The following is a 24,267-nucleotide window of genomic DNA, read 5'->3' as shown; positions in this document are numbered from 1 at the left end:
GCGCCGCACCCATTGCACCCACACCCGTACCGCCCACCAAGACCGACCGAGGACCCCATGAATCAAGCCGACCTTCAAGCCCAGCCGTGGCAACTTTCCGAACGCGCGAGAAAGCTCACCAGTTCGGCGATTCGTGAAATCCTGAAGGTCACCGAGCGGCCCGAGGTCATTTCGTTCGCGGGCGGACTGCCGTCGCCGGCGACTTTTCCGGTCGAGGAAATGCGCGTGGCGTGCGATCGCATCCTGCGCGACAGCCCCGCCGCCGCGCTGCAATACAGCGCGACCGAGGGCTACCTGCCGTTGCGCGAATGGGTTGCGCAACGGTATTCGGTGAACGGCGCGTCGGTGCGTGCGTCGCAAGTGCTGATCACCACCGGCTCGCAGCAGGCGCTCGATCTGCTCGGCAAGGTGCTGATCGATCCGGCGAGCCGCGTGCTGGTCGAAACACCGACTTATCTCGGCGCGCTGCAATCGTTTTCAATGTACGAACCAAATTACGTTCAGGTCCCAACCGATGAACACGGACTGATCCCCGAAGCGCTGACTAGCACGCTGACAGCAGGCGCGCGTCTCTTGTATGCGCAGCCCAATTTCCAGAACCCGACAGGCCGTCGTCTTTCGCTCGAACGCCGCACGGCGCTCGCCGCGTTCGCGCAACGTGCCGGGTTCCCTGTGATCGAGGACGATCCGTATGGCGCGCTCGACTATGCCGGCGCGCCGCTGCCGACCATGCTCTCCATGGCGCCGGATCACATCGTGCATCTGGGGTCGTTTTCGAAGGTGTTGTCGCCGGGCATGCGCGTGGGTTACATCATCGCGCCCGAGGAACTGCACTTCAAACTCGTGCAGGCCAAGCAGGCGACTGACCTGCATACGCCGAGCCTCACGCAGCGCATCGTGCATGAGGTCGTGAAGGACGGGTTTCTCGAAACGCATATCCCGAAGATCCGCGCGCTGTATCGCGATCAATGCGCGGCCATGCTGGCATCGCTTGAAAAACACATGCCGGCGGGCGTGGAATGGAACCGGCCGGAAGGCGGGATGTTCGTGTGGGTGAAGCTGCCCCAGCACATCGATACAATGAAACTGCTCGAGCAGTCCATTGCACGGCACGTGGCGTTCGTTCCAGGCGGACCATTCTTCGCGAACGAAGCCGAGCACAACACGCTGCGCCTGTCGTTCGTGACGGTGCCCCCGGCCGTGATCGACGAAGGCATTGCAAAGCTCGGCGCGCTGATCCGCGCGCAGGTCTGAATTTCATCATTCATTTCAAAGGGATTTCGCATGGCCCAACTCAACGTGTATGACAAGCTGAAAGAACTCGGTATTGAATTGCCGACCGCCGGCGCCCCCGCCGCGGCCTACGTGATGAGCGCGCAAAGTGGCAACACGGTGTACCTCTCCGGCCATATCGCGAAGAAAGACGGCAAGGTGTGGGCGGGCAAGCTGGGCGCCACGCTCACGACCGCCGAAGGCCAGACCGCGGCGCGTTCAATTGCCATTGATCTGATTGCCACGCTGCACGCACATGTGGGCGACCTGAACAAGGTCACGCGAATCGTGAAGGTGATGAGCCTCGTGAATTCCACTTTCGAATTCACCGAACAGCACCTGGTGACGAATGGCGCATCCGAATTGATCGCCGATGTCTTCGGCGAGCGCGGCAAGCACGCCCGCTCCGCTTTCGGCGTGGCGCAAATTCCGCTCGGCGCGTGTGTCGAGATTGAATTGATCGCCGAAGTCGCCTGAACTGTCGAGAATTAAACCTTAAAGGCGTTTTCGAACGCCGGTTTATTGCACTTGATTGTTTCCCCGGTGCCGCCCGGCATCGGGATCTTAAATCCAGATGTTCTTTATATCGATAAACTGCATCTGCGAAACAGCGTTTCAGACCGCGGAGCCGCGCCAGCCATGCGTTTCAGGCCCTCCGCGTATACCTCGATGCCTCATTGCGCCCATGAGCTTCCTTAAACGGGTCGCCTTCAGTAATATCTAAACCGGTCGTCATTGGTAATATCTGACCTGTCGGCGTCGGGGCTTGTCGTTGATGGGTCGCAAGATTTAAGTATTCGTGTCCAATAAATCAACTGTAAGAAATGCAAGACGTGCTAAAGGCAATTTTGCGCAAACTCGCGAACGATTCCGAAAAACGCATCCAGTTTGAATGACTTACGAACCGGATCGAGTCAGCATCGCACCGCCGGACCTGTGATCCGGACCACCCGCCCGCTACCACGTCACCGGGTCCTTGAACTGACCGAACCCATGAATCGATCACGGCCCAAAGCGCCACGGGATATGAAACACGCGGACTTTCCGCGCAGGAGTCGCGCATTGTTCGCCATTCCCGCGCTGGGGGCGCTCGTGCTCGTGCTGCTCTGGACGGTCATCTTCGCGCGTCTTTCGGTGGAGCGCGAGGCGGCGACGCACGCGTCCATGGCATCGGCTGCCATTCTTTCTTCCGCGCTCGAACAGCACACAATCAAGGCGATCCACCAGGTCGACCAGATTACGCGTTTCGTCAAATACGAGTTCGAGAAAACACCCGGCCAGTTCAACCTGGCGAGCACGGTGGAAAAAGGCGTGGTGCAAAGCGACACGCTGGTGCAAGTGTCTCTGATCAACGAACACGGCATCCTCACCGCTACCACCGCTGAATCGAATCCCAAGCCTCTCGATCTCTCGGACCGCGAGCATTTCCGGGTTCACGCGTTATCGAACGATGACTTGCTGTTTATCAGCAAGCCGGTGCTTGGCCGGGTCTCGCGACAATGGACGCTGCAGATCACACGGCGCCTGAATCATCCAGATGGGTCGTTCGCGGGCGTGGTGGTCGTTTCAGAGAACCCCAGCTACTTCACGAGCGATTTCTACAACGTTGCGTCCATCGGCCGCGAAGGCGTCGTTGCCGTGATCTCGGATAACGGCTCCGTGCTGGCACGCAGTACCGGCGCGGGTTCGGTCACATCGAAGGCCAACGGCCGCATGATGCAGATGGGCGAGCCGGGCAGCGACACGGCGAGCGTCTTCACGGCAAGCGGCGTGTATCCGACGTCCGAGCACGCGTCGGGCATCTACGTCGATCCCATTGATAACGTCACGCGCATTGTTTCGTACCGGCATATCGATGGCTATCCGCTCGGCGTGCTGGTCGGGCTGTCGCAGGCTGAGGAGTTCGTCGATTTCAATCACACGCGCCGCGTCTATCTGCTGATGGCGACGTTCATCTCGCTCGCCATGCTCGGTTTTTTCGCAGTGGCGACAGGTCTAATCGGCAAGTTGCTCGGACGCGAGCGCGAGATGACGCATCTGGTCGAATACGATTTGCTGACCGGATTGCGTAACCGCTATTCCACGCTGCAGACGCTCAGGCACGACGTGGTCAAACCCGAGAACGTGGGTCGTCTGGCGCTGCTGTTTATCGACCTCGACAACTTCAAGACCGTGAACGATACGCTCGGTCACAACGCCGGCGACATCGTCCTGCAGATGACCGCATCGCGGCTCGCGGAAACCGTCGGCGACCATGGCACGCTGTCGCGCATTGGCGGCGATGAATTCGTGGTCGTCGTCAAGGGCGCCGATGTCGAGCGGCAGGCGGTCGAGATGGCCGAAGCGGTCTCGCATATGTTCGCCACGCCCTTCGACGTCCGCGGCAGCGCCTTCGTGCTGCATGCGAGCGTCGGCATTGCGTTGTATTCGGTAGCGAGCGAAAGCGAAATCGACTTGCTGAAGAAGGCCGATCTCGCCATGTACAGCGCGAAGGACGCGGGCAAGAACTGCTATCAGTTTTACTCGCCGCAGTTGTCGCATCGCGCCGACCATTTGATGAAGTGGGAACAGCAACTGCGCGTCGCGCTCGCGCAGAACCAGTTGTTCCTCGCGTACCAGCCGAAGATCGACCTCACTCGCCGATGCATCACCGGTTTCGAAGCGCTCGCCCGATGGAACCATCCGCAGCACGGCCTGATTCCCGCAAACGAATTCATCCCGGTCGCGGAAAGCACGGGCTTGATCGTGCCTATCGGGGACTTCGTGATTCATACCGCGTGCCGGCAACTGGCCATCTGGCAGACACAAGGGTATGACGGCCTGTCGCTCGCGGTGAATATCTCGGCGGTGCAATTCTGGCGCGGCGATCTGCTCGAAACGGTCGCGGCGGCCATACGGGACAGCGGTATTGCGCCGGGCAAACTCGAACTCGAGATCACCGAAACCGTGATGATGGAGTTTCCGGATATCGTCGCGGAAAAGATCGCGGCGTTGAAGCGGCTCGGCGTGCGGATCGCGCTGGATGATTTCGGCACGGGATATTCGTCGCTGTCGTACCTCAACCGTTTTGCTGTCGATACCCTCAAGGTCGACCGGTCGTTTATCCAGGCCATTCCGCATGACCGCAGCGTCTGCGTGATGGTTTCAGCAATCGTGAATCTGGCGCGCTCGCTCGGACTGACCGTGGTTGTAGAAGGCACCGAGACCGAAGAGCAGATCACCTGGCTGTCGCGACTCGGGCCGATTGAAGCGCAGGGTTTTCTCTTCTCTCGGGCGGTGCCCGCTGAAGGCGTACAGGCCTTGCTCGACCGGTTCGGAGTGTGCGGTTTAGGCCTCGTATCCGATGTCGTCGCGCTTCCGTTTGGCGAAGCGCCATCGAATGCGGTGGAATGAGCCGGGTTCTGGTGCTTTACCACCGGTAGTCGAATTCCGCGCTTCCTGCATGCGCATGTCCACCGCCGCCGAACTCACCGTTGTAGCGCAAACCGGCATGCACTTGCCGGCCTAAAGCAATGCGCACGCCGGCTCCGGCTTGCATCGCGTCTCGTGCCGGGCCGCTGCCGTGCACAGTGAAAGCGCTGTTCTCCGCGCCTTCGAAACTCGCGCTCACCGCTTGAGTCAGGGCGCCGTATTGATGAACCCACGCTAGGTCGCCGTTCAAACTCCATGCACGGCCGAAGAACTCGAACTGATTGCGCCAGCGCGCGCCCAATGAAGTTCGTATCGAATCTGCAGCGTTCGCCGATACACCGAGGTTCACCGAATCGGCGCCGCTTTCGCTGAAGGCCGGCGTCTCCTCGTGCTGCATTTCAAGCGATACGAACGGCGACAGCACACCGATTTTTCCCATCGATACATCCACGCCATTGCTGAGCGTGGCGAAGTACTGGTTGCCATCGACGCTGCCGAGCGCGGTGCGCGGGGTATCGGTGAAAAAGATCGAACGCTTCATGTCGTCGCTGTTGCGCGCATAACCCAACGATGCCTGCAGCCAGTACGCGCCCGGCATGTAAGTGCCGTAGAGCGCGGCTTGATACGTATCGAACTGGCCGTGAACGGGCAACGTGCTGGTCGATGTATTGCCGTGCATGGCGGCGAGCGCTGCGCCAAGGGTGACCTTCGGCATGATCCGGTAATCGATGCCCGATATCACGCCGCCAGCACTCGTTTGCTGGCCGAGCCAGGTATCGTAGCCACCGAGCTTGCCGGTGCTGCCGAGAACGCTGATCCATGAACACGCTCGCCCGTTGTTGACCAACGACGGCAAGGCTTCGTCCGCAGCGCATTCGCCGGAGAAACGTGCGGCGTTCAGCCTGTTACCGATAGCGTCCATGCCGAGCCGCGCTGCTTCGAAGTGCGCATTCGAAAACGCGGCGTACGCTTCCGCGCTCAACTGGTCAAGCGCCGCATACGCCGATGAACCTTCAAGGCTCAGCAGATCGCCCGCAATCGACAGGAAATCGCGCGTTGGAGACCCGCCCGCCGCAATGCCCGCAACGCCATGATCGAGCGCCGCTTCGACGGCGATCTGGTTCGGCGTTCCGCCCGCAAACTGGAAGCCGCGCTGCACGTGGATGTATGCGTTGTGGGAATCGTAGGAAAGAGATGCCGAGACGAACGGATTGAGCGCCTCCATGCCGCTGAACACGCCCGTCAGACCGGCTGTCGTGCTCAGGATCGTGTAGGTGTCGGTCGGCGCGAAGGACGCTGAGCGCAGACGAACGCGTACGATACCGCCTTGCAACTCTGCCGTTCCATCGACGGCGATCAGGTCGTTTCCTTGCGGCGTGATATCGGCTTCGTACCCGCTTCCGGGCGTCTGCGTGTATGAGCCAGTGACCGAAAGCGTGCCTGTCGACAGGGGCTGAAGTCCCGGAATTGCGGCGGTGGCCGGCATGCCCGGTGCGATGACGCCTTGCATCGAAAGCGCGCCTTTTAGCGTGCCCGTGCCGTTGAGCGTCGCATCGGGCGCGACGGTGATTGCAGGACTCGCCAAAATGCCGGTCAATGTCAGCTCGCCGTTGCGGATCGTGCTGACCGATGTTATCGACACCGGACCTGACACGGTCCAGCCCGCGTCCTGGATCGTCAGTGTCGAGAAGCCCGACGTCCGGCTGGACAAGGTTCCCGCGCCATTCAACGTCAACGCATTCGATGAACCAGGGCCGCCATCGAGATCGCCGTTTATGTCACTGCCGCTGCTTAACAGCAAGCGGTTGTTCGATCCCGTAAAACGCACCGCCGCGGCCGGCCCGCTGATCGCTCCCACGTTGACGATCGACACGTTCGAGCCGGCGAGAACGGCGACGCCCGTCGCGCTGCTGATCGATGCGCCCTGCTCGTTCGTCAGGCTTGCAACGCCGCCGGGGGCATCGACGGAAACGCCCGTTCCGTTCACACCCTGCGCCGCGACGGACCCGGCGTTCTCGATGAAAACGTGAGTCCCGGTCGACGCCGAAACACCGTTGGCGCCTTTGATCGAGGCGCCTCGGTAGTTCGCAAGGCTCGCGGAACCCGTCGATGCGTCAATCACGACGCCAGTTCCACCGACCTCACTGCCCGCAATCCATCCCGCGTTGATGATCGAAACGCTCGCGCCCGCCTGAACCGACGCCTTGACCGCGTCACCAGCTGTGCTCGTGATCGATCCACGCTGTTCATTCGTCAGGCTTGCAGCGCCCGTGGGTAGGACGATCGAAACCCCAATCCCCTGCGCCCCATGCGACGCAATGAAACCCGAGTTCTGCACGCTCGTGGCGTCGCCTGTCGCGAGCACGGCGGCTTCTCCGTCGGCGCTGCTCGAAATCGAACCGCGATTGTCCACCCGGCTGTTGTCATTCACCGATACCGCGTTCCCCGAGCTTGCCTGAACCGATCCGCCAGGCAACACATCGATGGCGACGCCGGTCACGCCGGGCTGCGCAATGAGACTTCCGTTCAACTGCCCTGCCACGGAAACGGTCCCACCGCCAATGAGCCACATCTGCGTAACGCCATTCGCGCCGGTCAAGGTCCACGTACCTGAATCATCCTTGCGCAAGACTTCAAAGCCGCGATACTGCGCCGATGCACCCAGGCCGGAAATATCGAACCTGCCATCGCTCGTGCCGCCGAGAATCAGCGTATTCGTTCCCGCGCCGCCATCGGCTACACCGACCAATATCGCCGTACCCGTCAAGCGCAGCGTATCGTCGTCCGGCCCGAAGAGAATCGCCGTCCCGCCTTTGCCGTTGATGCTGCCGCTGTTCGAAACGAAGCTCCCGGTGCCGGTTGCGCCGGCGCTCAGATCGATGGCCGTGCCGTTTAGCGAAACGATCGAGCCGTCGTTGAGAACCGTCGTGGCGGAATTGGCGAGAATGGCGGGATCTTGCCCAACGATGCTTCCCGTAGCGGAGTTTGTCACGGTGCCGCCGCTTGGCAAGTGAACGCCCGCGTGCGTGGCCGACAGGTCCTCCGAGCCGCTGATCGTGCCGGCATTGGTGACGGTGCTGGTCGATCGGTTTGCGAAGACTGCATCGAACTGACCGATGATCGACGCGCCGGCTGCATTGACCACGTTACCGCCGCTGTACAACGCCATTGCGGTGGTGGTGTTGCTGCGCGTCGAGCCGTTATTCAGGATCGATGCGGAGCTGTCGAATTCAAGGGCAAAATAGCTGCCAATGACGACCCCGTTATTCGCCAGTGTCCACGTTATCGTGCTGTCCGACTTTCCGTATATGGCGACGCCGCCTTGTACGGTTGTATCGATAATGGCATTCGAAACAACGGTGAACGGATTGTCAGCGGGATTGAGCGCGTAGCCGGTGTTTGAACCGGCCAGATCAGTGGCATTCGCGGTGTCGACTGTCAAATTGGCGAATGCCAGTATTGTTATTGGCAGACCGATCCAGCGATGCTCTTTTTTTACCCAGGATACCGAATCACCGCGCGGTCTCTTTGACCTTTTCGAAGCGCTCATCACCCATTTCCAAATCGAATCGACTCAGCACTTTAGACTGTCGAGAACGCGTTGGCGATGAGCAATGGGGCCTTCAAACAAGGAGCGAAATGCTGCGATCTTTTATTTTGGATTTGTCGGTGAACTACATTCCACGCGATAAAACCGCCGTACCGACAGTCACGACGCCCAGCACAATATTGATCAGCACGAGACGGCGAATGGTGCCGACAGAACGCGCGCCGTCGGGCCAGTTCTGCGATTGGACCGCGCGCCGAATCCTCGGGAACACGCTGAAACGGATATGCCCGAAAATCAGCATCATCACAATGCCGATGCCGGCCATTGCATGCAGCGGCCAGGGCGCATGGCCACCGCCAAACTGGGTCAACAGGAAACCGCCTGTCAGCAAGATCACGAGCACCGACGCCGCGACCCAATTAAAAAACCGGGCAAACACGGATTCCCATAAAGGCAGACGCAATTGCGGCGATAAATCCGCGATGGCCGGCCGCAGGCAAAAATGCGCGAAAATCATTCCGCCAATCCAGACCGCGATTCCCAATAGATGCAGGAACAGCGCCACTTCAATCGCCTTGTTCATCTCTGTTCCCAATTGCAGGTGAAGCCGTCGCTGAATGCGACATTCGGGCATTCGACTCGCCTGAATGAAACCAGTTCAAGTATTTTTCAAGATAAAGAAATGCCTCGGGCGGACGAGCCCGAGGCATCTGAGAATCACGCCGGCTCTCAGCCTTCGAGGACCGGACGCAAATCAGTCACCTTGATGGTCACATCCGGCGCACGGCCCTTGCGCGCACGCTTGCCGACATAAGCCTCAAGCGCCGCCCACGTGAGCTTTTCGTCGCGCACCTTGCCGCCGCGTCCCGCGCCGGTGAGCACGAGACCACGTTTGTCGATGGTCAACGCCTGCCGCAACGTCTCCTTCGGTTCAAGCGCGACGAGGATCACGCCGCGCCCGCCGCCCGAGAGCGTCTTCATTTCATCCATACCGAACACCAGCAGGCGCCCGTTGCTCGTCAAGCACGCGACATGCGTGGCGCCGGCCAGCACCGGCATGGGCGTCAACGGAAGCGCGCCTTCGTCAATCGTCATGAACGACTTGCCCGCCTTCACGCGGCTGACCATATCGCCGAGCTTGGCCATGAAGCCAAAGCCGTTACTCGATGCCAGCAACAACGGTTGCTCTACCGGCGCGGCGAAGTAATGCAGCAGATGGGTTCCCGATTCCAGTTCGATCAACGACGTCACCGGCACACCATCACCACGCCCACCCGGCAACATGGCGACCGGCACGGAATACACGCGCCCGTTGCTGCCCCATGCGATCAGGATATCCGGCGTGCGCGCGAGGAACGTGCCGTAGATGCCATCGCCCGCCTTGAACTGGAAGGTCGCGGGATCGAGTCCATGCCCCTTCAAGGCACGCACCCAGCCCTTCTGCGACACAACCACCGTCACCGGATCGTCGACCACCCGTGCTTCGAATGTGGCGCGCTTTTCGGCCTGGATCAGCGTGCGGCGTTCGTCGCCATACGTCTTGGCATCGCCTTCGATTTCCTTGATCAGCAGGCGCTTCATGGCAGCGTCGCTATTCAGCAGTTCTTCGAGCTTTTCCTTTTCGCTGCGCAGATCCTTCAATTCCTGCTCGATCTTGATCGCCTCGAGGCGTGCAAGCTGACGCAAACGAATTTCGAGAATGTCGTCGGCCTGGCGCTCGCTCAGCTTGAAACGCTCCATGAGCGCTTCCTTGGGATCGTCGGCTTCACGAATGACGCGGATCACTTCGTCGATATTCAGGAAGACGATCATCCGTCCTTCGAGAATATGAATGCGGTCGTTCACCTTGCCCAGCCGATGCTGCGTGCGCCGCGTGACCGTCGTGAAGCGGAACCCGACCCACTCGTGCAGGATCTCGCGCAGACCTTTCTGACGCGGCCGGCCGTCGGCGCTGATCATGACCAGATTGATGGACGAGTTCGATTCCAGGCTCGTATGCGCGAGCAGCGAATGCACGAACTCCGTCTGGTCGATACGGCTCGACTTCGGCTCGAACACAAGCCTCACGGGCGCGTCGCGGCCGGATTCGTCGCGCACCGTATCGAGCAGCGCAAGCATGGTCTGTTTCGTCTGCAACTGATCGGGGCTGAGCGCCTTCTTGCCGAGCTTGATTTTCGGGTTCGTCAGTTCCTCGATTTCCTCGAGCACCTTCTGGCCCGACGTGCTCGGCGGCAACTCGGTAATCACGAGTTGCCACTGACCACGCGCCATGTCCTCGATCTTCCAGCGCGCCCGCACTTTCAGGCTGCCGCGGCCGTTTTCATAAGCCGCTGCAATCTCCGCCGGGCTGGAAATGATCTGCCCGCCGCCCGGAAAGTCCGGTCCGGGAATCATCTCCATCAACTCGGCGTGTTCGATCTTCGGATTGCGGATCATCGCGACCGCGGCGGCGGCGACTTCACGCAAGTTGTGCGACGGGATTTCAGTGGCAAGACCCACCGCGATCCCCGATGCGCCATTCAACAGCGCGAACGGCAGACGCGCGGGCAGGAGCTTCGGCTCCTGGAACGAACCATCGTAGTTCGGCATGAAATCGACGGTGCCCATGTCGATTTCATCGAGCAGCAACTTGGCGATGGGCGTGAGGCGCGCTTCCGTGTAGCGCATGGCCGCCGCGCCGTCTCCGTCGCGTGAACCGAAGTTGCCCTGGCCATCGATCAGCGGGTACCGCATCGAAAAAGCCTGCGCGAGGCGCACCAGCGCGTCGTACGCCGACTGGTCGCCGTGCGGATGATATTTACCCAGCACGTCGCCCACCACACGCGCCGATTTCACCGGCTTGGCCGTATTCGCCAGGCCCATCTCGTTCATGGCGAACAGGATGCGGCGTTGCACGGGCTTCTGGCCGTCGCTGACATCGGGCAACGCACGGCCTTTGACCACGCTCACCGCGTAGTCGAGATACGCGCGCTCGGCGTAGTCGCCAAGCGTCAGTTTTTCGCCATCGGGCGCGGCTTCTTGTTCCGCGAAGAGATCGTCCATCGAAATTCCAGTGTTATGCGTTGACGAGGTTCAAGGTCAGGCTTGGCAGCGCTCAGGTCAGATATCCGCTTCGACTTCGTTGCCCTTCTCTTCCAGCCAGCTACGCCGCGACGCCGCTTCGCCCTTGCCCATCAGCATGGTCATGCGCGTGACCGTGTTGTCAAAACCGAGTTCGCCGAGCTGAACCGGCAGCAAGCGGCGCGTGTCGGGATTCATGGTCGTGTCCCAGAGTTGCTCCGCGCTCATTTCGCCCAGGCCTTTGAAACGGCTGATCGACCATTGCGTCTCGCGCACGCCGTCCTTTCTCAGTTTGTCGAGGATGGCTTCGAGCTCGCCTTCATCCAGGGCGTAAAGCTTTTGCGCCGGCTTCTTGCCGCGAGCGGGTGCATCGACCCGAAACAGCGGCGGCCGCGCGATACACACATTGCCCTGCTCGATCAGTTGCGGGAAGTGCTTGAAGAACAGCGTGAGCAGCAGGACCTGGATGTGCGCGCCATCCACGTCCGCATCCGACAGGATGCAGATCTTGCCGTAACGCAGGTTCGAGAGATCGGCCTTGTTGTCGAGGCTGTCCGGACCATGCGGGTCCACGCCGATCGCCACCGCGATGTCATGCACTTCGTTGTTCGCAAAGAGCCTGTCGCGCTCGGTTTCCCACGTGTTCAGCACCTTGCCGCGCAGCGGCAGGATGGCCTGGAATTCTTTGTCACGGCCCATCTTCGCGGAACCGCCCGCCGAATCGCCCTCGACGAGGAACAATTCGTTGCGCGATACATCCGTCGATTCACAATCGGTCAGCTTGCCGGGCAGCACCGCCACGCCCGAGCTCTTGCGCTTTTCGATCTTCTGCCCGGCGCGCGTGCGCGCCTGTGCCTGCCGGATCACCAGTTCCGCGAGTTTCTTGCCGTACTCCACATGCTGGTTCAACCACAGTTCGAGCGCGGGCCGCGTGAACGACGACACGAGTTTCACCGCGTCGCGGCTATTGAGGCGTTCCTTGATCTGGCCTTGGAACTGCGGGTCGAGCACCTTCGCCGACAACACGAACGACACCCGCGCGAACACATCTTCCGCGAGCAGCTTGACGCCCTTTGGCTGCAGGTTGTGCAACTCGACAAAACTTTTAACCGCCTGGAACAAGCCGTCGCGCAAGCCGGATTCGTGCGTGCCGCCTGCGGGCGTCGGGATCAGGTTGACGTACGACTCGCGCAGCAACGGACCTTCTTCGCTCCACGCGACGACCCAACTCGCGCCCTCACCTTCGGCGAAGGTTTCTTCGCTCGACTTGGCATTCCCCGCGAAGCGTTCGCCTTCGAACAACGGAATCAGCAGGTCGCTGCCGCCCATGCCTTCGAGCAGGTAACCGCGCAGTCCATCCTCATATTTCCAGGTCTGGCGCTCGCCGGTCTTCTCGTTGATGAGCGTGACTTCCACGCCCGGCAACAACACGGCCTTCGAGCGTAGCAGGCGTTGCAACTCGCCCACGGGCAAATTCGGCGAATCGAAATACTTGGGGTTGGCCCAGGCGGTGACGCGCGTGCCAGATTTTTTCTCGCCGCGATTCATCGTGCGTGTTTCGAGCGGCTTGACCACATCGCCATTCGCGAAACCGAGATCCGCCACCTTGCCATCGCGCCAGACGGTCACGTCCAGCCGCGTGGAAAGCGCGTTCGTTACCGATACACCCACGCCATGCAGGCCGCCCGAGAACGTGTAGGCGCCACCGGCGGCTTTATCGAACTTGCCGCCCGCATGCAGGCGCGTGAACACGATCTCGACAACCGGCACGCCTTCCTCGGGATGCAGGCCGTAGGGAATCCCGCGCCCATCGTCTTCGACGGACACCGAATGGTCGGCATGCAGCGTCACCGTGATCTGCTTGCCGTAGCCGCCGAGCGCCTCGTCCGAAGCGTTATCGATGACTTCCTGGATGATGTGCAGCGGATTTTCCGTGCGGGTGTACATGCCGGGCCGTTGCTTGACCGGCTCGAGCCCCTTCAGCACCTTGATGGATGCTTCGCTGTATCCGCTGTTCTTGCCGCCGTCGGCGGCGCTGGGTTTTTTCGTGGACATGTCTGGACGGTGGTCCGGCGGTCCGTGCAGGACTACCGGCGAATGCGTGAACAGTACGGGCCGATCCGGTGCGGGCTTGCCGCACGTGTCCGGCCCGCGCCGATTTGAGCGTCAATAACTTGAAACCGCGACGGCGAACGCCGACTGGCAGCCAACCTGTGGCCCCAGAGCCAGCGCACCCGAAAGCGCGACGTATTTTACTGATTTCGACAAATATTTCGATATGGCGAACAATGTCGCGAAACACGCAGGTCCGCAGACCGGCCTACTTCCGCTTTGCTTCCAGTTCTTCCCAGCGTTCGAGCGCGACAAGCAATGCTTCATCGATAGCCGCGTGCCGCTCGCTCAACCGCGCTCCTTCTTTCGGATCCTTGGCAAAAACCGAACCGTCTGCGAGCTTCGCCGCGATGGACTTTTGCTCCGTTTCGAGCGCCGCGATCTGCGCGGGCAACGCTTCGAGTTCACGGACTTCCTTGTACGGCAGCTTGTTGGAGCGTTGCGAGTTGCGTCCTGCGCCGCTGTCCTTCGGGCCGTCGTCCTTCTTCCCTTGCTTGGCGGTGTCGCGTGCGGCGTCTGCCGCCATCTTCTCCGAGCGGTCGCTCTGGATCTGCCAGTCGGTAAAGCCGCCGACATACTCGCGCCACTTCCCGCCACCTTCCGATGCAAACACCGACGTCACCACGTTATCCAGGAACTGGCGATCGTGACTCACGAGGAGAACCGTGCCGTCGTAGTCGGTGAGCAGTTCTTCCAGCAGTTCGAGCGTCTGGATATCCAGGTCGTTGGTCGGTTCGTCCAGTACCAGCACGTTCGCCGGCCGTGCAAACAGGCGCGCCAGCAACAGCCGGTTACGCTCGCCGCCGGAGAGCGACCGAACAGGCGAACGCGCGCGTTCGGGCGCAAACAGGAAGTCGCCGAGATAGCTCATCACGTGCTTCTTCACGCCATTCACTTCGACCCATTCGCTGCCCGGGCTGATGGTGTCGGCGAGGGTTTTGTCGAGGTCGAGCTGAGCGCGCATCTGGTCGAAATACGCGACCTGCGTGTTCGTGCCGGTGCGGACCGTGCCGCTGTCCGGCGCGAGTTCGCCCAGGATCATCTTGAGGAGCGTAGTCTTCCCTGCGCCGTTCGGCCCGATAAAACCGAACTTGTCGCCGCGCATGACGGTGGCCGTGAAGTTGTCGACGATAGTGCGCTCACCGTATTTCTTCGTGACATCCGTCAGTTCCGAAACGATCTTGCCCGAGCGTTCGCCTTGTCCTACGTCGAGCTTGACGTTGCCCTGCACGTTGCGGCGTTCGGCGCGCTCATTGCGCATCTCGACCAGCCGCGCGATTCGGCCGACGCTGCGCGTACGCCGCGCCTCCACGCCCTTGCGAATCCACACTTCTTCCTGTGCAAGCAGCTTGTCGAACTTGGCCGCTTCGACCTGTTCGATTTCAAGCTGCTGCGCCTTGCGCGTCTGGTACGCGGTGTAGTTACCCGGATACGAAAGCAGGCGCCCGCGATCCAGATCGACAATACGCGTTGCAACCTTGTCCAGGAACGCCCGGTCGTGGGTGATGAACAGCAAGCCGGTACGCAGCGTGACCAGCAACTCTTCGAGCCAGCGAATCCCTTCGAAGTCGAGGTGGTTGGTCGGCTCGTCCAGCAGCAGGACGTCCGGCTGAACCACCAGAGCACGCGCAAGCGCAACGCGCTTTTTCATGCCGCCCGACAATGCGCCCGAGCGGACGTCGCCATCCAGGCCGATCTGCTGCAGCGTGGTCGCGACGCGGGTTTGCCAGTTCCAGGCATCGGTTGTATCGAGCGACGATTGAAGCGCGTTCATGCGCGACATCAGCGCGTCGTGCTCGGGACCTTCATGCGGCGCGTCGGCGAGCTGGTGCGCGACAGCGTCGTAGTCATCGAGCAACTGGCGCGCGTGCGACAGGCCCGACGCGACGACGTCGAACACCGACGCATCGAGGTCGAACTCCGGCTCCTGCGGCACATAGACGGTCGTAAGCTCGTTCTGGCGCGTGACCAGGCCGTCGTCCGGCTTCGCCAATCCGGCGATGATCTTCAGCAGCGACGACTTGCCCGCGCCGTTACGCCCGATAAGCCCGACGCGTTCGCCCGCTTCGAGTGAAAAGTCAGCGTGATCGAGCAACGCGACGTGGCCGAACGCGAGTTGCGCGTCGGAAATGGAATAAAGCGACATGGGAGGCAGCCGGAAAAGTGCAAATACTGGAAGGGGCCATTGTACCGGTCTTGACCGGTACGCCCGGACCCCTATGCCATCAGGCCTAATAAAGAGACCTGCCTGGTTACAAATAAACGATTTGATTGCCGTGATTTTTGAGATTCGGACGGACATCGTCGCGACGTCCGCCTTGCTGCGCTTTCAACACGATTACTTCACGTGGATCTTGATCGTCTGGCTCATTTCCGGGCCGAACGACTGGTGAGCGCCGTCGCCGAATTGCAGCGTCAGCGTGTGGTCGCCGGGGGTCAGCTTTACGTCGGCTTCCGTCTGCGCCTTGCCGAAATGCAGCGACTTGTCGTTCGCCGGAATGACAAGGCCCTTCTGCATCGGTCCGGCATCGATCAACAGGTGATGGTGGCCCTTGTTCGGATCGAGATCGCCGGCCGGCGCGAGTCCCATGCCTTCCAGCCCGAATACCACGTGCACCGGGCTTGTGACGGTCGCACCGTCTTTCGGCTCCACGAAAAAGACACGCGCTTCGGCATGCGCCGCGGCGCTCACGAGGAACATGCTCGACAACACCAATCCCGACAACAGTTTCTTGAACGTCATTTTTTTGCTCCCAAGAAGAGTGCGGCTGCCGATGAACAATCCCGGCCGCCAAAACAGGCCTTGTGCAGCACGCGATGGCATCGCTCAAACCAGTTGGCAACAAGCCTTCGCGGAAGTGCACAAAATCCGCCCGGCAGAGGATACACCGACCGTGTGAAAGAGACGCAGGTCACTTGAGGTCCAGAGTGGTGGCGGCGAAACAGGTTTTATCGCACGTCAAAACGCCCTTCTCCGGGAGCGGATTCGGACATTCCGGTAACATGCGGTTCGCCGGCAACAACTGTGACAATTCGATCCGTCACTGTTGATCCGTACATAATTCGCTGTTTTTCGCTGAACGAGAAGAAAGAGTCTGTCGTGAGTGAAGTTTTAGAATATAAAAGCTGGGTTTGCCTGATTTGTGGCTGGATTTACAACGAGGAAGACGGCTTGCCGGAAGACGGCATTGCAGCCGGAACCCGCTTCGCCGATATCCCCGATAGCTGGCGCTGCCCGCTGTGCGACGTGGGCAAGGAAGATTTCGTGGCGGTCGAGTTTTGAGCTGACCGCTCGGGGCTTTTTATCGCGCGATGACTATCAGTTCGCGGCTGTCCGCCCTTACCGCTGTTTTGTCCCAGTCGCCAAACCACTCAAGCTTGCCGAAACCCGCCTGATCGAGCAGCGTGGCGAGCTCGTCCTGGCTGCGAAACCGTAGCGCGCTTTGCGATATCAGTTCGTTTCCCGATGCGCGAAACTTGTAGTGCGTCGTGAAGCGCACGACTGATTGCGGGCTTTCGGCGGCATCAGCAAGCCACACTTCTACCTCGCCAATCCCGTCCACCGTGATCTTTCTGCGTGAACTCGAGGGCGTCCATGCCTCCCAGGCACGCACAGCCGGATTGCGGCTTTCGAAGGCCAGTCTGCCACCTGTACGCAACGCGTGCCGGGCGGCTCTGAGCGTTTCCAGAAAAACGCTGTCATCGATAAAAACCTGCGCCACATGGCCCGTCATCAAAACGAGATCGGCCGGGGATAACACGGTGAGAGCACGGGCATCGCCTTCGATCCAGTCGACGCGGTCGGCGTGCGGCCGCTTGCGCGCGACCTTCAGCATGGCAGGCGCCGGATCGATGCCGATCACATGAGCGCCCTGCGCCGCCAGCTCGCATGTGAGCAAACCAGTACCGCAACCGATATCGATGACACGGTCCTTGCCTGCGGCAAGCGCAAGGTAGAAGGCGGTATCCGCCGCAGCGGGGTTCAGCGTGTCGTAAAGCGCGACCAGGCGTGGATCGGTGTAGAGCGTCGATGGCATGTGGAACGGATAGTTGGCGGGCTTCAGCGGCTCAGATACGAAAGCGCGTCGCGCATGGGTTGGCTTGGCACGATGATCGGTCCTGTGAACGGCGTGCCGAGGTCGAGGATAACAAGCACCGCCGATGCTATGGAAAGCGCGCCGAGTGTGATGATCACGAACGCCAGCGCGTTGCGCGGTGCGATCAACCCGAAGCACAGGAAGATGACGAGCAGCCAGAAGACCAGGATGCGGTCGAACGGTGTCGATATCGACCCGCGCGCCTCCTCGACGATCTTCCATCGTTGCTGGACGAGGTTGTCGAACCGGAGCAGCGCCTCGCTATCCATCTTTTGATGGTACGGGTCACGCGGTTGCAGTTCGCGCACTTCGTGTTGCGCACGCTCAAGCAGCGCTCCCAACTGGCGGCTGTCAAGGTGATCAGCATTCGGATCAGGTGCCAGGACTTTCGGATAATAATCTCCCGGCGGCGGTGATTCCTGCGCCCACGTCGATGCAATCGCAGCCGCCGTATAGGTGCGCAGGAGCTGGCGGGGGGTATCGGCGTCGGGTCCATACTGGCGCAGGCTGTTGTCGAGCTGGATCAGCGCGGTGGCGTAGCTGCGGATGTCGTTGTTGGTGGTATCGAACAGGGTTTTCGCCGACGCCGTCAGCAACCCCAGCACGAGCGCCGCGAACGTGACGAGCATGCCGATCACCAGCTTCAGCAATTGCACGGTCTCGAACGCCTTGTGCTCTTCCGGCAACAGCGGACGGATGAATACGCCGACGCCGGCCGACGCCAGCAGAAGGAAAAAAACGACCGAAGCAGTTTCCAATTCAGTCATGGCTTATGCCTGGAGTGAACGGCGATCATATTCGTCCAAAAGCTATCCTATTGAGCTAATGCCGGAAATTGACGCTAATACCAATTCGCCCGATAATCGGTCCGTGTTTTTGCAACACATTATCGAGAGCAATCCATGGAAAACATAACGCGTCTGACAGCCGTATTTATCCTGTGCGCCGGAGGTATTGCGTCGATGGTTTCAAATGCGAATGCCAATACGGCCGCCGATAACGTCCGGCTGAGCGCCACCCCGCTCGCAAACAGCGCATACGGCAACGAATGCACGAACCGGTCGATCCAGCCGTTCGCCCGCTCAAAAGACAGCACGTTCTCCGACGACGCCTTGCGCGCTGGTTTGGAGCTGCTTACGGGCGTTGCTAGCGGCGGCTATCATTCCGGGCCATCAAATGTTTGCGGCAAGAACTCGGCTTTGTAAGCACGGTTATTCGTTCGACGACGTTTGACCGGAGAGATTTCGCGCGACGCCCGATCGAGTAGCTGGAAAATTGATTGTTGAGCGCTCCCGAGGACTTAGGAAAGGCTGCGGTTTTCCAGTTACAGCAATGCCGCCGCTGCCCTTCACCGTGGCGCTCTTTGCTATACTCTGCCCGCTGCGTCGGCGCTTCATTTAGGAAGAAGCGGCTTGGCCGAACGTACGCTCACCGCTCATATCCATCTCCCTGTAGTTCAATGGATAGAACAAGTGCCTCCTAAGCGCTAGATGCAGGTTCGATTCCTGCCAGGGGGACCAAGAAGCTCCAGCTCTGTCCATCAGAGCTATCTCGGGTCCGGCAAAACGCCAAGCCGGCCTTGAGAAAAAACCCCTACCGCGAATTCACCCAGAACTCGTCATCGAGCGCTTCGAAGAAAAACGCTTCGAGCGCGTCTTCCGACAAATCATCGATGGTGATGCCGCGCAGGCGGCACAGCAGATGGAGGGTCTCGTCGGCGGCAAGCACGAGGTTGCGAAACGCGGTCGCGGTGGGATTGGTCATGTCCATGACCCGGATAACGGCCGCGCAGCACATAACTTGAGAAAAAACGCGGGCATTCAACCGGCCGACTGCATCATGCCTTCAGGCATCGACCACCAGCGCATTGAGAAAGAACTCGCCGAGTTCGTCGTCGGTGAGTGCTTCGAGCGCAATGCCGCGCAGGCGGCAAATCAGTTCGAGCGTCTCGCCGGCTGCCCGGATGAGGTCACGGGAGGCATCGGAGGTGAAGTTTAAAGGTTCCATGCCAATACTAACGGCGCGCCTGACGCGAACTTAAGCCGTCTACTCGCGCTCGACCGGAAACCTTCGGTCGAGCTCACGCTTCGCCCACATCAGCGCTTCATTTTCCGCAACATTGCTGGTCGGCGCCATCTCGCCCGTATTCTTCTTGAGCGGCAGCGCGCCCGCCTGCACGGACCAGTCCCAACGGTCCCCACGCTTTTCGACGAACACGTCGATGACATGTTCATTGTGCAAATATTGCATGGCTTCTCCCGTTGGCAGGCCGCGATCCTAGCATGCGACGGGCGCATCCACCCGTGCCGCGCTAGGCCGCATGCTCACTGCACCAGTCAATGGCCCAGGCCCGCGCGCAAGCAATGGCGTCGCTGTCGTTATCGAATGCGTCTATGTCGCCTGACTCGTGCCGTTCCGGATGCCCGTTGCCCTTGGCCGGAGCCTTCGTGATGTGCGCCTGGGCGTAGTAAAGGCCGTCCTGATCGTGCCGCGACCGGCAATCGATATGAAAGCCCTCGTAATCGAAACGCATGAGCGTATTCCTCGTGAAAAAGTAGTCAGTCAGTGCAAACCGCGCAAAACTCATTCCGCGCGCAATCCACAACTCGCTAAAATACGCCGACCTCGCCTGCTCAGGATAACGGCGGGACACGCTTTTCGACCCAAAGCCCAATCTAGTCAGTTACGGATTCCGCCATGAAATTGTTCGTCGCCGTCGCGCTCAGCATGTGTTTGTCGGTTGCTCACGCCTCGCCGGAAACCGATGCATGCGACGCCCATCGCCAGAGCCTGGAACGACAGATGGCCATTGCGCTCAATCGGGACGACACGGCGCAACTCGATTCGCTGCAAGCGGCGCTCGATAAAACCAACGCCGAATGCACGCCGGAGGCCATCGAGCAACGCAGGTCCGGCGCGCTCAAGCGCCACAATGACGCCATCGCGCAGGCCAGGAACACGCTGCGCGCGTGGGAGGGCGAATTGGCGCGGGCGCAAAAGAAGGGCACGGACCAGCTCAACATTGCCGCGTGGCAACGCAAGGTGAACCGCGCGCGCGCCGATCTGGACCGCGCGATCGCGAGACCCATCCAGTAAGAAACCGAGGCAGGCGAAGACCCCAAGGGTTTGTACCGACCGGCGGACACCTAAAGTTTCAATGAATGCAGCCGTTGAGCACTGATGAACCTTATGTCCGACACCAAGCCTCAGGGCGCATTTTCCGCAATGCTGGCGGATCAGGAGTTGTCGCACCTCGAGCTGGTGCTGCGGCGTTCACTCATCGACGACGCGCTGAGTCCGATTCTCCCGCCAGCCTACTGGCGGGAACGGCTGGCATTGGTGGCACGGGCATCGCACTTGTCGCATACGCAGATCCAGACGGTTCACCGGCTGTATCTGCAGATTGATGCGTACGAGGCGACTCACCGGACAATGCTCGATGCGTCCGATGTGACGCCTGATTCCGTCGAATAAACCGGCATTCAATGCCGATGCCGCATCCACCAGTCGTGCAGCGAATCGTGGACCGAACGGCCCATCATGCGTTCGCGAAAGTCGTCGCGCCAGTCGTGCGCGAGCATGCCAATTGCCAATGCGGCCAGCAGTGCAAGGCCGACGAGAATATGTTCGAAGCCGTCCATGGCGCCCTCCGTCGTAGTCGACAGCCATGCATCAAGCATAGGTCACGCGATCAAAAACGGGTAACCGGAGATGCCCGCTTAGGACCTGCTGCTTTTCAGCGCGCCATGAACCGCAAGATCGTATCGACGATCATCGCCCGATGGCGCACGCGCAATCGCGGACCGGCGGGATCGCGTCCGAACGCCATGGCGAACGTATGCCGGTTCGAGACGCGATAAAAACACAGCGAGCTGATCATCAGATGCAGATCGACGGGTTCGACATCGTCGCGAAACACCTTTGCCGCGATACCCCGGCCAATGAGATTGCTGATGGTCTTCACCACACTCGAATTGCGTGCCTTGAAGGCTTTCAGATGCTCGGCATGCGTGCCGCCGCTGATGTTTTCACCGGCGATGAGCTGGACGAAGTCACGTTGTGTATCGTGGAAATCGAATGTGAATTCGACGAGCCGGCACAGGCCTTCGCGAGGCTCCATGGCTTCAAGGCGCAACGCTTGTTCGAGCGCCCGGATCTTCCCGTACGCTTCGTCGATCACCGCTTCGTACAGCCCTTCCTTGCTGCCAAAGTAGTAGTACAGCATGCGCTTCGTGGTGCTCGTGCGCTCGGCAATGGCGTCGACGCGTGCTCCGCTCAAGCCCATTGCGGCGAATTCGGCGGTCGCGATTTCAATGATGTTGCGTTTGGTTAGTTCCGGATCGTATTTCCGTTTCACTTCGTGCCGGTCAAGTACCGGTACGGACACCGAACGATTTTTGCGAGGCTCCGAGCGGAACTTCGAACGAACCGGCGCTGTTACTTTACTTGCTTTTTTCATCATCTACTTGTGCAGAGCGCCTCTAGGTGAAACGAGTTTAGCATGGGTTTTCAAGGGCCTTTCGCGCAAAATCCAATCTTGCGCTGCGTCTCCCGGGTCCATCGGCAAAGCTTGCCGGGTGCTCTTTGGCTATACTTCCCCACCCGCTCGCAGGCCTCGACGTGGCCCCCAATACAAGGATTTGCATGACTCTTCGACACGCCGTTATACGCGTAAATTTTGTCCTGATCGCATGCGTCGTTGCTTGCGGTCTCCCGCTCACCGCGCACGCGCAGAAGCAAACGGTGCAGCCTTCGACTGCGCAGGCGTTGCCCCCAGGCCACCCGGCCGTGCAGCAGCCGTCACCGCAAAGCGTCGCGGCCGAAGGCGTGCGCACGAGCGCGAATATCGCGCGCGGTGCGGCAGATATCTGCCATATCGATGCGGTAAAAATCGCGCGCTTTAAAGCGGTTGCACGCAAAAGTTTCACCGATGCGCCCGATTTCGACGGCGAGTGGAACCTCGGTTACAAGGAGGCGCAATCAACCGTGGATCGTTTCGCGGCGCTCAAGACAAGCAACCCGCAAGAGTACGCGCAGAAGATCGGCGAGGCGTGCCCGGCGCTCACGCGCGGTATCGACGAATCGACGGCCGGTCAGTAGGCAATACGCGTACTACGCCTGATCGGATGCGCCGTAGTGCGCGCGCTTTTCGAGGTACATGGCGGCATCGGCGCGTTGCATCATGGCTTCGAGCCGCTCGCCGTCCTGCGCGGTGGCGGCGCCCAACGCGAAACTCAGTGGCAGCCCTGAGTAGAACTGGTTGTTGACCTCGACCAGTTGCCGGATGCTCTCGATCACGGCCGCGCCGCCGCGTTCATCGACACCCGGTAAAAGCAGCACGAACTCGTCGCCGCCAATGCGTGCGGCGTGGCTCGGCTTTTCAACCGCCTTGCCCAGCACCTCGCCCGCGCGCCGCAGCAATGCGTCGCCGGCAGCGTGCCCGAGTTGATCGTTGACGGCCTTCAGCCCGTTGACATCGACCGCTACGGCCGTCACCGGGAACGGGCCCTTGCGTTCCAGCCGGTTCATTTCATCGATATAAAACGAGCGGTTTTTCAGCTTCGTCAGCGCGTCGTGCTTGCCGAGGAATTCGAGGTATGCCTCGGCTTTCTTGCGCGCGGTGATGTCGGTGAGTGCGACCAGCACGAGGTCCCAATTGGCTTCATGGCCTGGAAACACCGAAAACTGCAGATGCACGTTGAGCTGATGGCCTTCGAGCGAATAGTTGACGACTTCGCGCTGGTGAAACAGCCGGTTTTCCCAAAGATCGACGAGTTGTTCCTGGAAATGGCCGACCATTTCGTCGCGGAAAACATCGCCTAGACGGCTCAGCACAGGTGCGCCGAACATGGTGAGGGTGTGCTGGTTCACGTCGAGCACGTGGATTTCCTGCATGCATCGCTCGATGAACTCCGGATGCACGTTCGTAAAAGTACGGAAGTCGACGATGCCCCTTTCGCGGATATCGTCGAGCAACGACTTTACCGTGCTGAAGTTTTCCACCCACAGCGACACCGGCGAGTGCTCGAACAGCCCGCGTGCGTACAGCTCGCTGAGAGCCGCCTTGCGGCGCACGTTTTCCAGCTCGGTGATGTCCTCCACCGTCACGAGCACACGGTCCCACGTTGCTTCGTGACCCGGCAGGATGACCGCCTTGAGCAACACGTCCAGGCGTTTTCCATCGAGCGCGTAGTTCACGGTCTTGCTCACGAACTGCGCCTTGCCCGACCAGAGTTGCTCCAGTTCGTCAGCGTGGGTGAGCAGCATGTCATCGCGAAACACCGCGCCGAGATTGTCCACGAGGTGGCTCAGATCTCTCGCGCCGAAGAGCGCCAGCGTGCGCCGGTTGACCTTGATCACGCGGATGCGCGACGAGCATTCGGCAATCCGGGCGGTATCGGCGCGCAGGAAAGAACGCAGGTCGACAATACCGTCCGCGCGCCAGCCCTCGAACACCTCGCGCACCGCGCTGAAATCCTCGAGCCACAGCGAGACCGGCGCGAGTTCGAACATATCGGCGTCGTCCGCGGGCTGGCTCGGCGATGCAGTCACGCTGTGCAATGCGCGTCCCAAGGTGTTCGGCATGTCCATCCTTTCAGATTCGTGCTTGAAATGATCCGGTTTGCGCCATTTTATGCGCAGACATCTCAAAAATAAGCTGAATGCCAAAAGTCCGGGCGTGGCTGCAACACTTTTGCGCGATTCCACGCGCCTCAGGCATGTTTGCTGCGCGCAGGCATGTCATCCAACCGTCAAGGAGGCAAT

At 60.4% G+C, this 24,267-nt stretch carries 23 protein-coding genes and 1 tRNA gene; 9 read left to right on the top strand and 15 right to left on the bottom strand.

Features of this window, described 5'->3' with window-relative positions; translation table 11 throughout:
* The first annotated feature begins 57 nt into the window (after positions 1–57).
* From AXG89_RS10785 to AXG89_RS10775, 3 genes are all read left to right on the top strand, one after another.
* Positions 58–1,254, top strand: a complete 1,197-nt coding sequence (locus tag AXG89_RS10785; RefSeq protein WP_061998945.1) for an aminotransferase-like domain-containing protein — start codon at positions 58–60, stop codon at positions 1,252–1,254.
* Positions 1,255–1,284: 30 nt separating this feature from the next.
* Positions 1,285–1,749, top strand: a complete 465-nt coding sequence (locus tag AXG89_RS10780; RefSeq protein WP_061998944.1) for a RidA family protein — start codon at positions 1,285–1,287, stop codon at positions 1,747–1,749.
* Positions 1,750–2,265: 516 nt separating this feature from the next.
* A complete protein-coding gene (locus AXG89_RS10775; RefSeq protein ID WP_075359562.1) occupies positions 2,266–4,665 on the top strand; it encodes a bifunctional diguanylate cyclase/phosphodiesterase in 2,400 nt (799 codons plus the stop codon).
* 16 nt (positions 4,666–4,681) lie between these two features.
* On the opposite strand, the gene AXG89_RS10770 is transcribed toward AXG89_RS10775, so the two are convergent.
* From AXG89_RS10770 to AXG89_RS10745, 6 genes are all read right to left on the bottom strand, one after another.
* A complete protein-coding gene (locus AXG89_RS10770) occupies positions 4,682–8,125 on the bottom strand; it encodes an autotransporter outer membrane beta-barrel domain-containing protein (protein WP_162916045.1) in 3,444 nt (1,147 codons plus the stop codon).
* A 232-nt stretch (positions 8,126–8,357) separates the two neighbouring features.
* Positions 8,358–8,816 (bottom strand): CopD family protein, encoded by a 459-nt coding sequence (locus AXG89_RS10765; RefSeq protein WP_061998942.1) that lies wholly within the window; start codon positions 8,814–8,816, stop codon positions 8,358–8,360.
* 146 nt (positions 8,817–8,962) lie between these two features.
* The gene (parC, locus tag AXG89_RS10760) at positions 8,963–11,275 is read right to left on the bottom strand and encodes a DNA topoisomerase IV subunit A (protein ID WP_061998941.1); all 2,313 of its coding nucleotides are present in this window, start codon (positions 11,273–11,275) and stop codon (positions 8,963–8,965) included.
* Between the two features lie 57 nt (positions 11,276–11,332).
* On the bottom strand, positions 11,333–13,348 hold the full coding sequence (locus AXG89_RS10755) for a DNA topoisomerase IV subunit B (protein WP_062169654.1): 2,016 nt from the start codon (positions 13,346–13,348) through the stop codon (positions 11,333–11,335).
* A 265-nt stretch (positions 13,349–13,613) separates the two neighbouring features.
* Positions 13,614–15,551: a ribosomal protection-like ABC-F family protein gene (abc-f, locus tag AXG89_RS10750; protein ID WP_062169652.1), complete on the bottom strand. Its 1,938-nt coding sequence runs from the start codon at positions 15,549–15,551 to the stop codon at positions 13,614–13,616.
* A gap of 192 nt (positions 15,552–15,743) precedes the next feature.
* Positions 15,744–16,148, bottom strand: a complete 405-nt coding sequence (locus AXG89_RS10745) for a DUF4399 domain-containing protein (RefSeq protein ID WP_062000767.1) — start codon at positions 16,146–16,148, stop codon at positions 15,744–15,746.
* 357 nt (positions 16,149–16,505) lie between these two features.
* Here AXG89_RS10745 and AXG89_RS10740 point away from each other — a divergent pair, with 357 nt between their 5' ends.
* Positions 16,506–16,688 carry a rubredoxin gene (locus AXG89_RS10740; RefSeq protein ID WP_062000766.1) on the top strand — a complete coding sequence of 61 codons (183 nt, stop codon included), beginning with the start codon at positions 16,506–16,508 and terminating at the stop codon, positions 16,686–16,688.
* A 19-nt stretch (positions 16,689–16,707) separates the two neighbouring features.
* Here the strand turns inward: AXG89_RS10740 and AXG89_RS10735 are convergent, their stop codons facing one another.
* Together AXG89_RS10735 and AXG89_RS10730 are read right to left on the bottom strand one after the other, a co-directional pair.
* Positions 16,708–17,442, bottom strand: coding sequence for a class I SAM-dependent methyltransferase (locus AXG89_RS10735; protein ID WP_061998939.1), 735 nt, complete (start codon positions 17,440–17,442; stop codon positions 16,708–16,710).
* Positions 17,443–17,465: 23 nt separating this feature from the next.
* The gene (locus AXG89_RS10730; RefSeq protein WP_062169650.1) at positions 17,466–18,269 is read right to left on the bottom strand and encodes a bestrophin-like domain; all 804 of its coding nucleotides are present in this window, start codon (positions 18,267–18,269) and stop codon (positions 17,466–17,468) included.
* 135 nt (positions 18,270–18,404) lie between these two features.
* Here AXG89_RS10730 and AXG89_RS10725 point away from each other — a divergent pair, with 135 nt between their 5' ends.
* Together AXG89_RS10725 and AXG89_RS10720 are read left to right on the top strand one after the other, a co-directional pair.
* Complete coding sequence (locus tag AXG89_RS10725) at positions 18,405–18,707, top strand: hypothetical protein (RefSeq protein ID WP_062169648.1); 303 nt, start codon at positions 18,405–18,407, stop codon at positions 18,705–18,707.
* Between the two features lie 240 nt (positions 18,708–18,947).
* Positions 18,948–19,022, top strand: a tRNA-Arg gene (locus AXG89_RS10720).
* A 73-nt stretch (positions 19,023–19,095) separates the two neighbouring features.
* Here the strand turns inward: AXG89_RS10720 and AXG89_RS42100 are convergent.
* From AXG89_RS42100 to AXG89_RS10710, 4 genes are all read right to left on the bottom strand, one after another.
* Positions 19,096–19,266, bottom strand: coding sequence for a hypothetical protein (locus AXG89_RS42100; RefSeq protein ID WP_155524181.1), 171 nt, complete (start codon positions 19,264–19,266; stop codon positions 19,096–19,098).
* Between the two features lie 81 nt (positions 19,267–19,347).
* Entirely contained in the window at positions 19,348–19,509 is a 162-nt protein-coding gene (locus AXG89_RS42095) for a hypothetical protein (RefSeq protein ID WP_162916042.1), read from the bottom strand.
* Positions 19,510–19,548: 39 nt separating this feature from the next.
* Positions 19,549–19,752: a hypothetical protein gene (locus AXG89_RS10715; RefSeq protein WP_061998936.1), complete on the bottom strand. Its 204-nt coding sequence runs from the start codon at positions 19,750–19,752 to the stop codon at positions 19,549–19,551.
* A 61-nt stretch (positions 19,753–19,813) separates the two neighbouring features.
* Positions 19,814–20,035, bottom strand: coding sequence for a hypothetical protein (locus AXG89_RS10710; protein ID WP_062000765.1), 222 nt, complete (start codon positions 20,033–20,035; stop codon positions 19,814–19,816).
* Between the two features lie 164 nt (positions 20,036–20,199).
* Between AXG89_RS10710 and AXG89_RS10705 the strand changes: the two genes are divergently transcribed.
* Entirely contained in the window at positions 20,200–20,598 is a 399-nt protein-coding gene (locus tag AXG89_RS10705) for a DUF1090 family protein (protein ID WP_062169646.1), read from the top strand.
* An 84-nt stretch (positions 20,599–20,682) separates the two neighbouring features.
* A complete protein-coding gene (locus AXG89_RS10700; RefSeq protein ID WP_061998934.1) occupies positions 20,683–20,976 on the top strand; it encodes a hypothetical protein in 294 nt (97 codons plus the stop codon).
* 8 nt (positions 20,977–20,984) lie between these two features.
* On the opposite strand, the gene AXG89_RS10695 is transcribed toward AXG89_RS10700, so the two are convergent.
* Both AXG89_RS10695 and AXG89_RS10690 read right to left on the bottom strand, forming a co-directional pair.
* A complete protein-coding gene (locus tag AXG89_RS10695; RefSeq protein WP_162916040.1) occupies positions 20,985–21,143 on the bottom strand; it encodes a hypothetical protein in 159 nt (52 codons plus the stop codon).
* Positions 21,144–21,238: 95 nt separating this feature from the next.
* A complete protein-coding gene (locus AXG89_RS10690; RefSeq protein WP_062000764.1) occupies positions 21,239–21,961 on the bottom strand; it encodes a TetR/AcrR family transcriptional regulator in 723 nt (240 codons plus the stop codon).
* 284 nt (positions 21,962–22,245) lie between these two features.
* Between AXG89_RS10690 and AXG89_RS10685 the strand changes: the two genes are divergently transcribed.
* Positions 22,246–22,602 carry a hypothetical protein gene (locus AXG89_RS10685; protein ID WP_086380939.1) on the top strand — a complete coding sequence of 119 codons (357 nt, stop codon included), beginning with the start codon at positions 22,246–22,248 and terminating at the stop codon, positions 22,600–22,602.
* Between the two features lie 12 nt (positions 22,603–22,614).
* Here the strand turns inward: AXG89_RS10685 and AXG89_RS10680 are convergent, their stop codons facing one another.
* A complete protein-coding gene (locus tag AXG89_RS10680; RefSeq protein WP_062170521.1) occupies positions 22,615–24,087 on the bottom strand; it encodes a sensor domain-containing diguanylate cyclase in 1,473 nt (490 codons plus the stop codon).
* Positions 24,088–24,267 lie beyond the last annotated feature (180 nt).

The organism is Burkholderia sp. PAMC 26561 (assembly GCF_001557535.2).
Taxonomy (GTDB): domain Bacteria; phylum Pseudomonadota; class Gammaproteobacteria; order Burkholderiales; family Burkholderiaceae; genus Caballeronia.
Note: the sequence above shows the minus strand (reverse complement) of the source record. Positions and strands in the feature narration are given on the sequence as shown.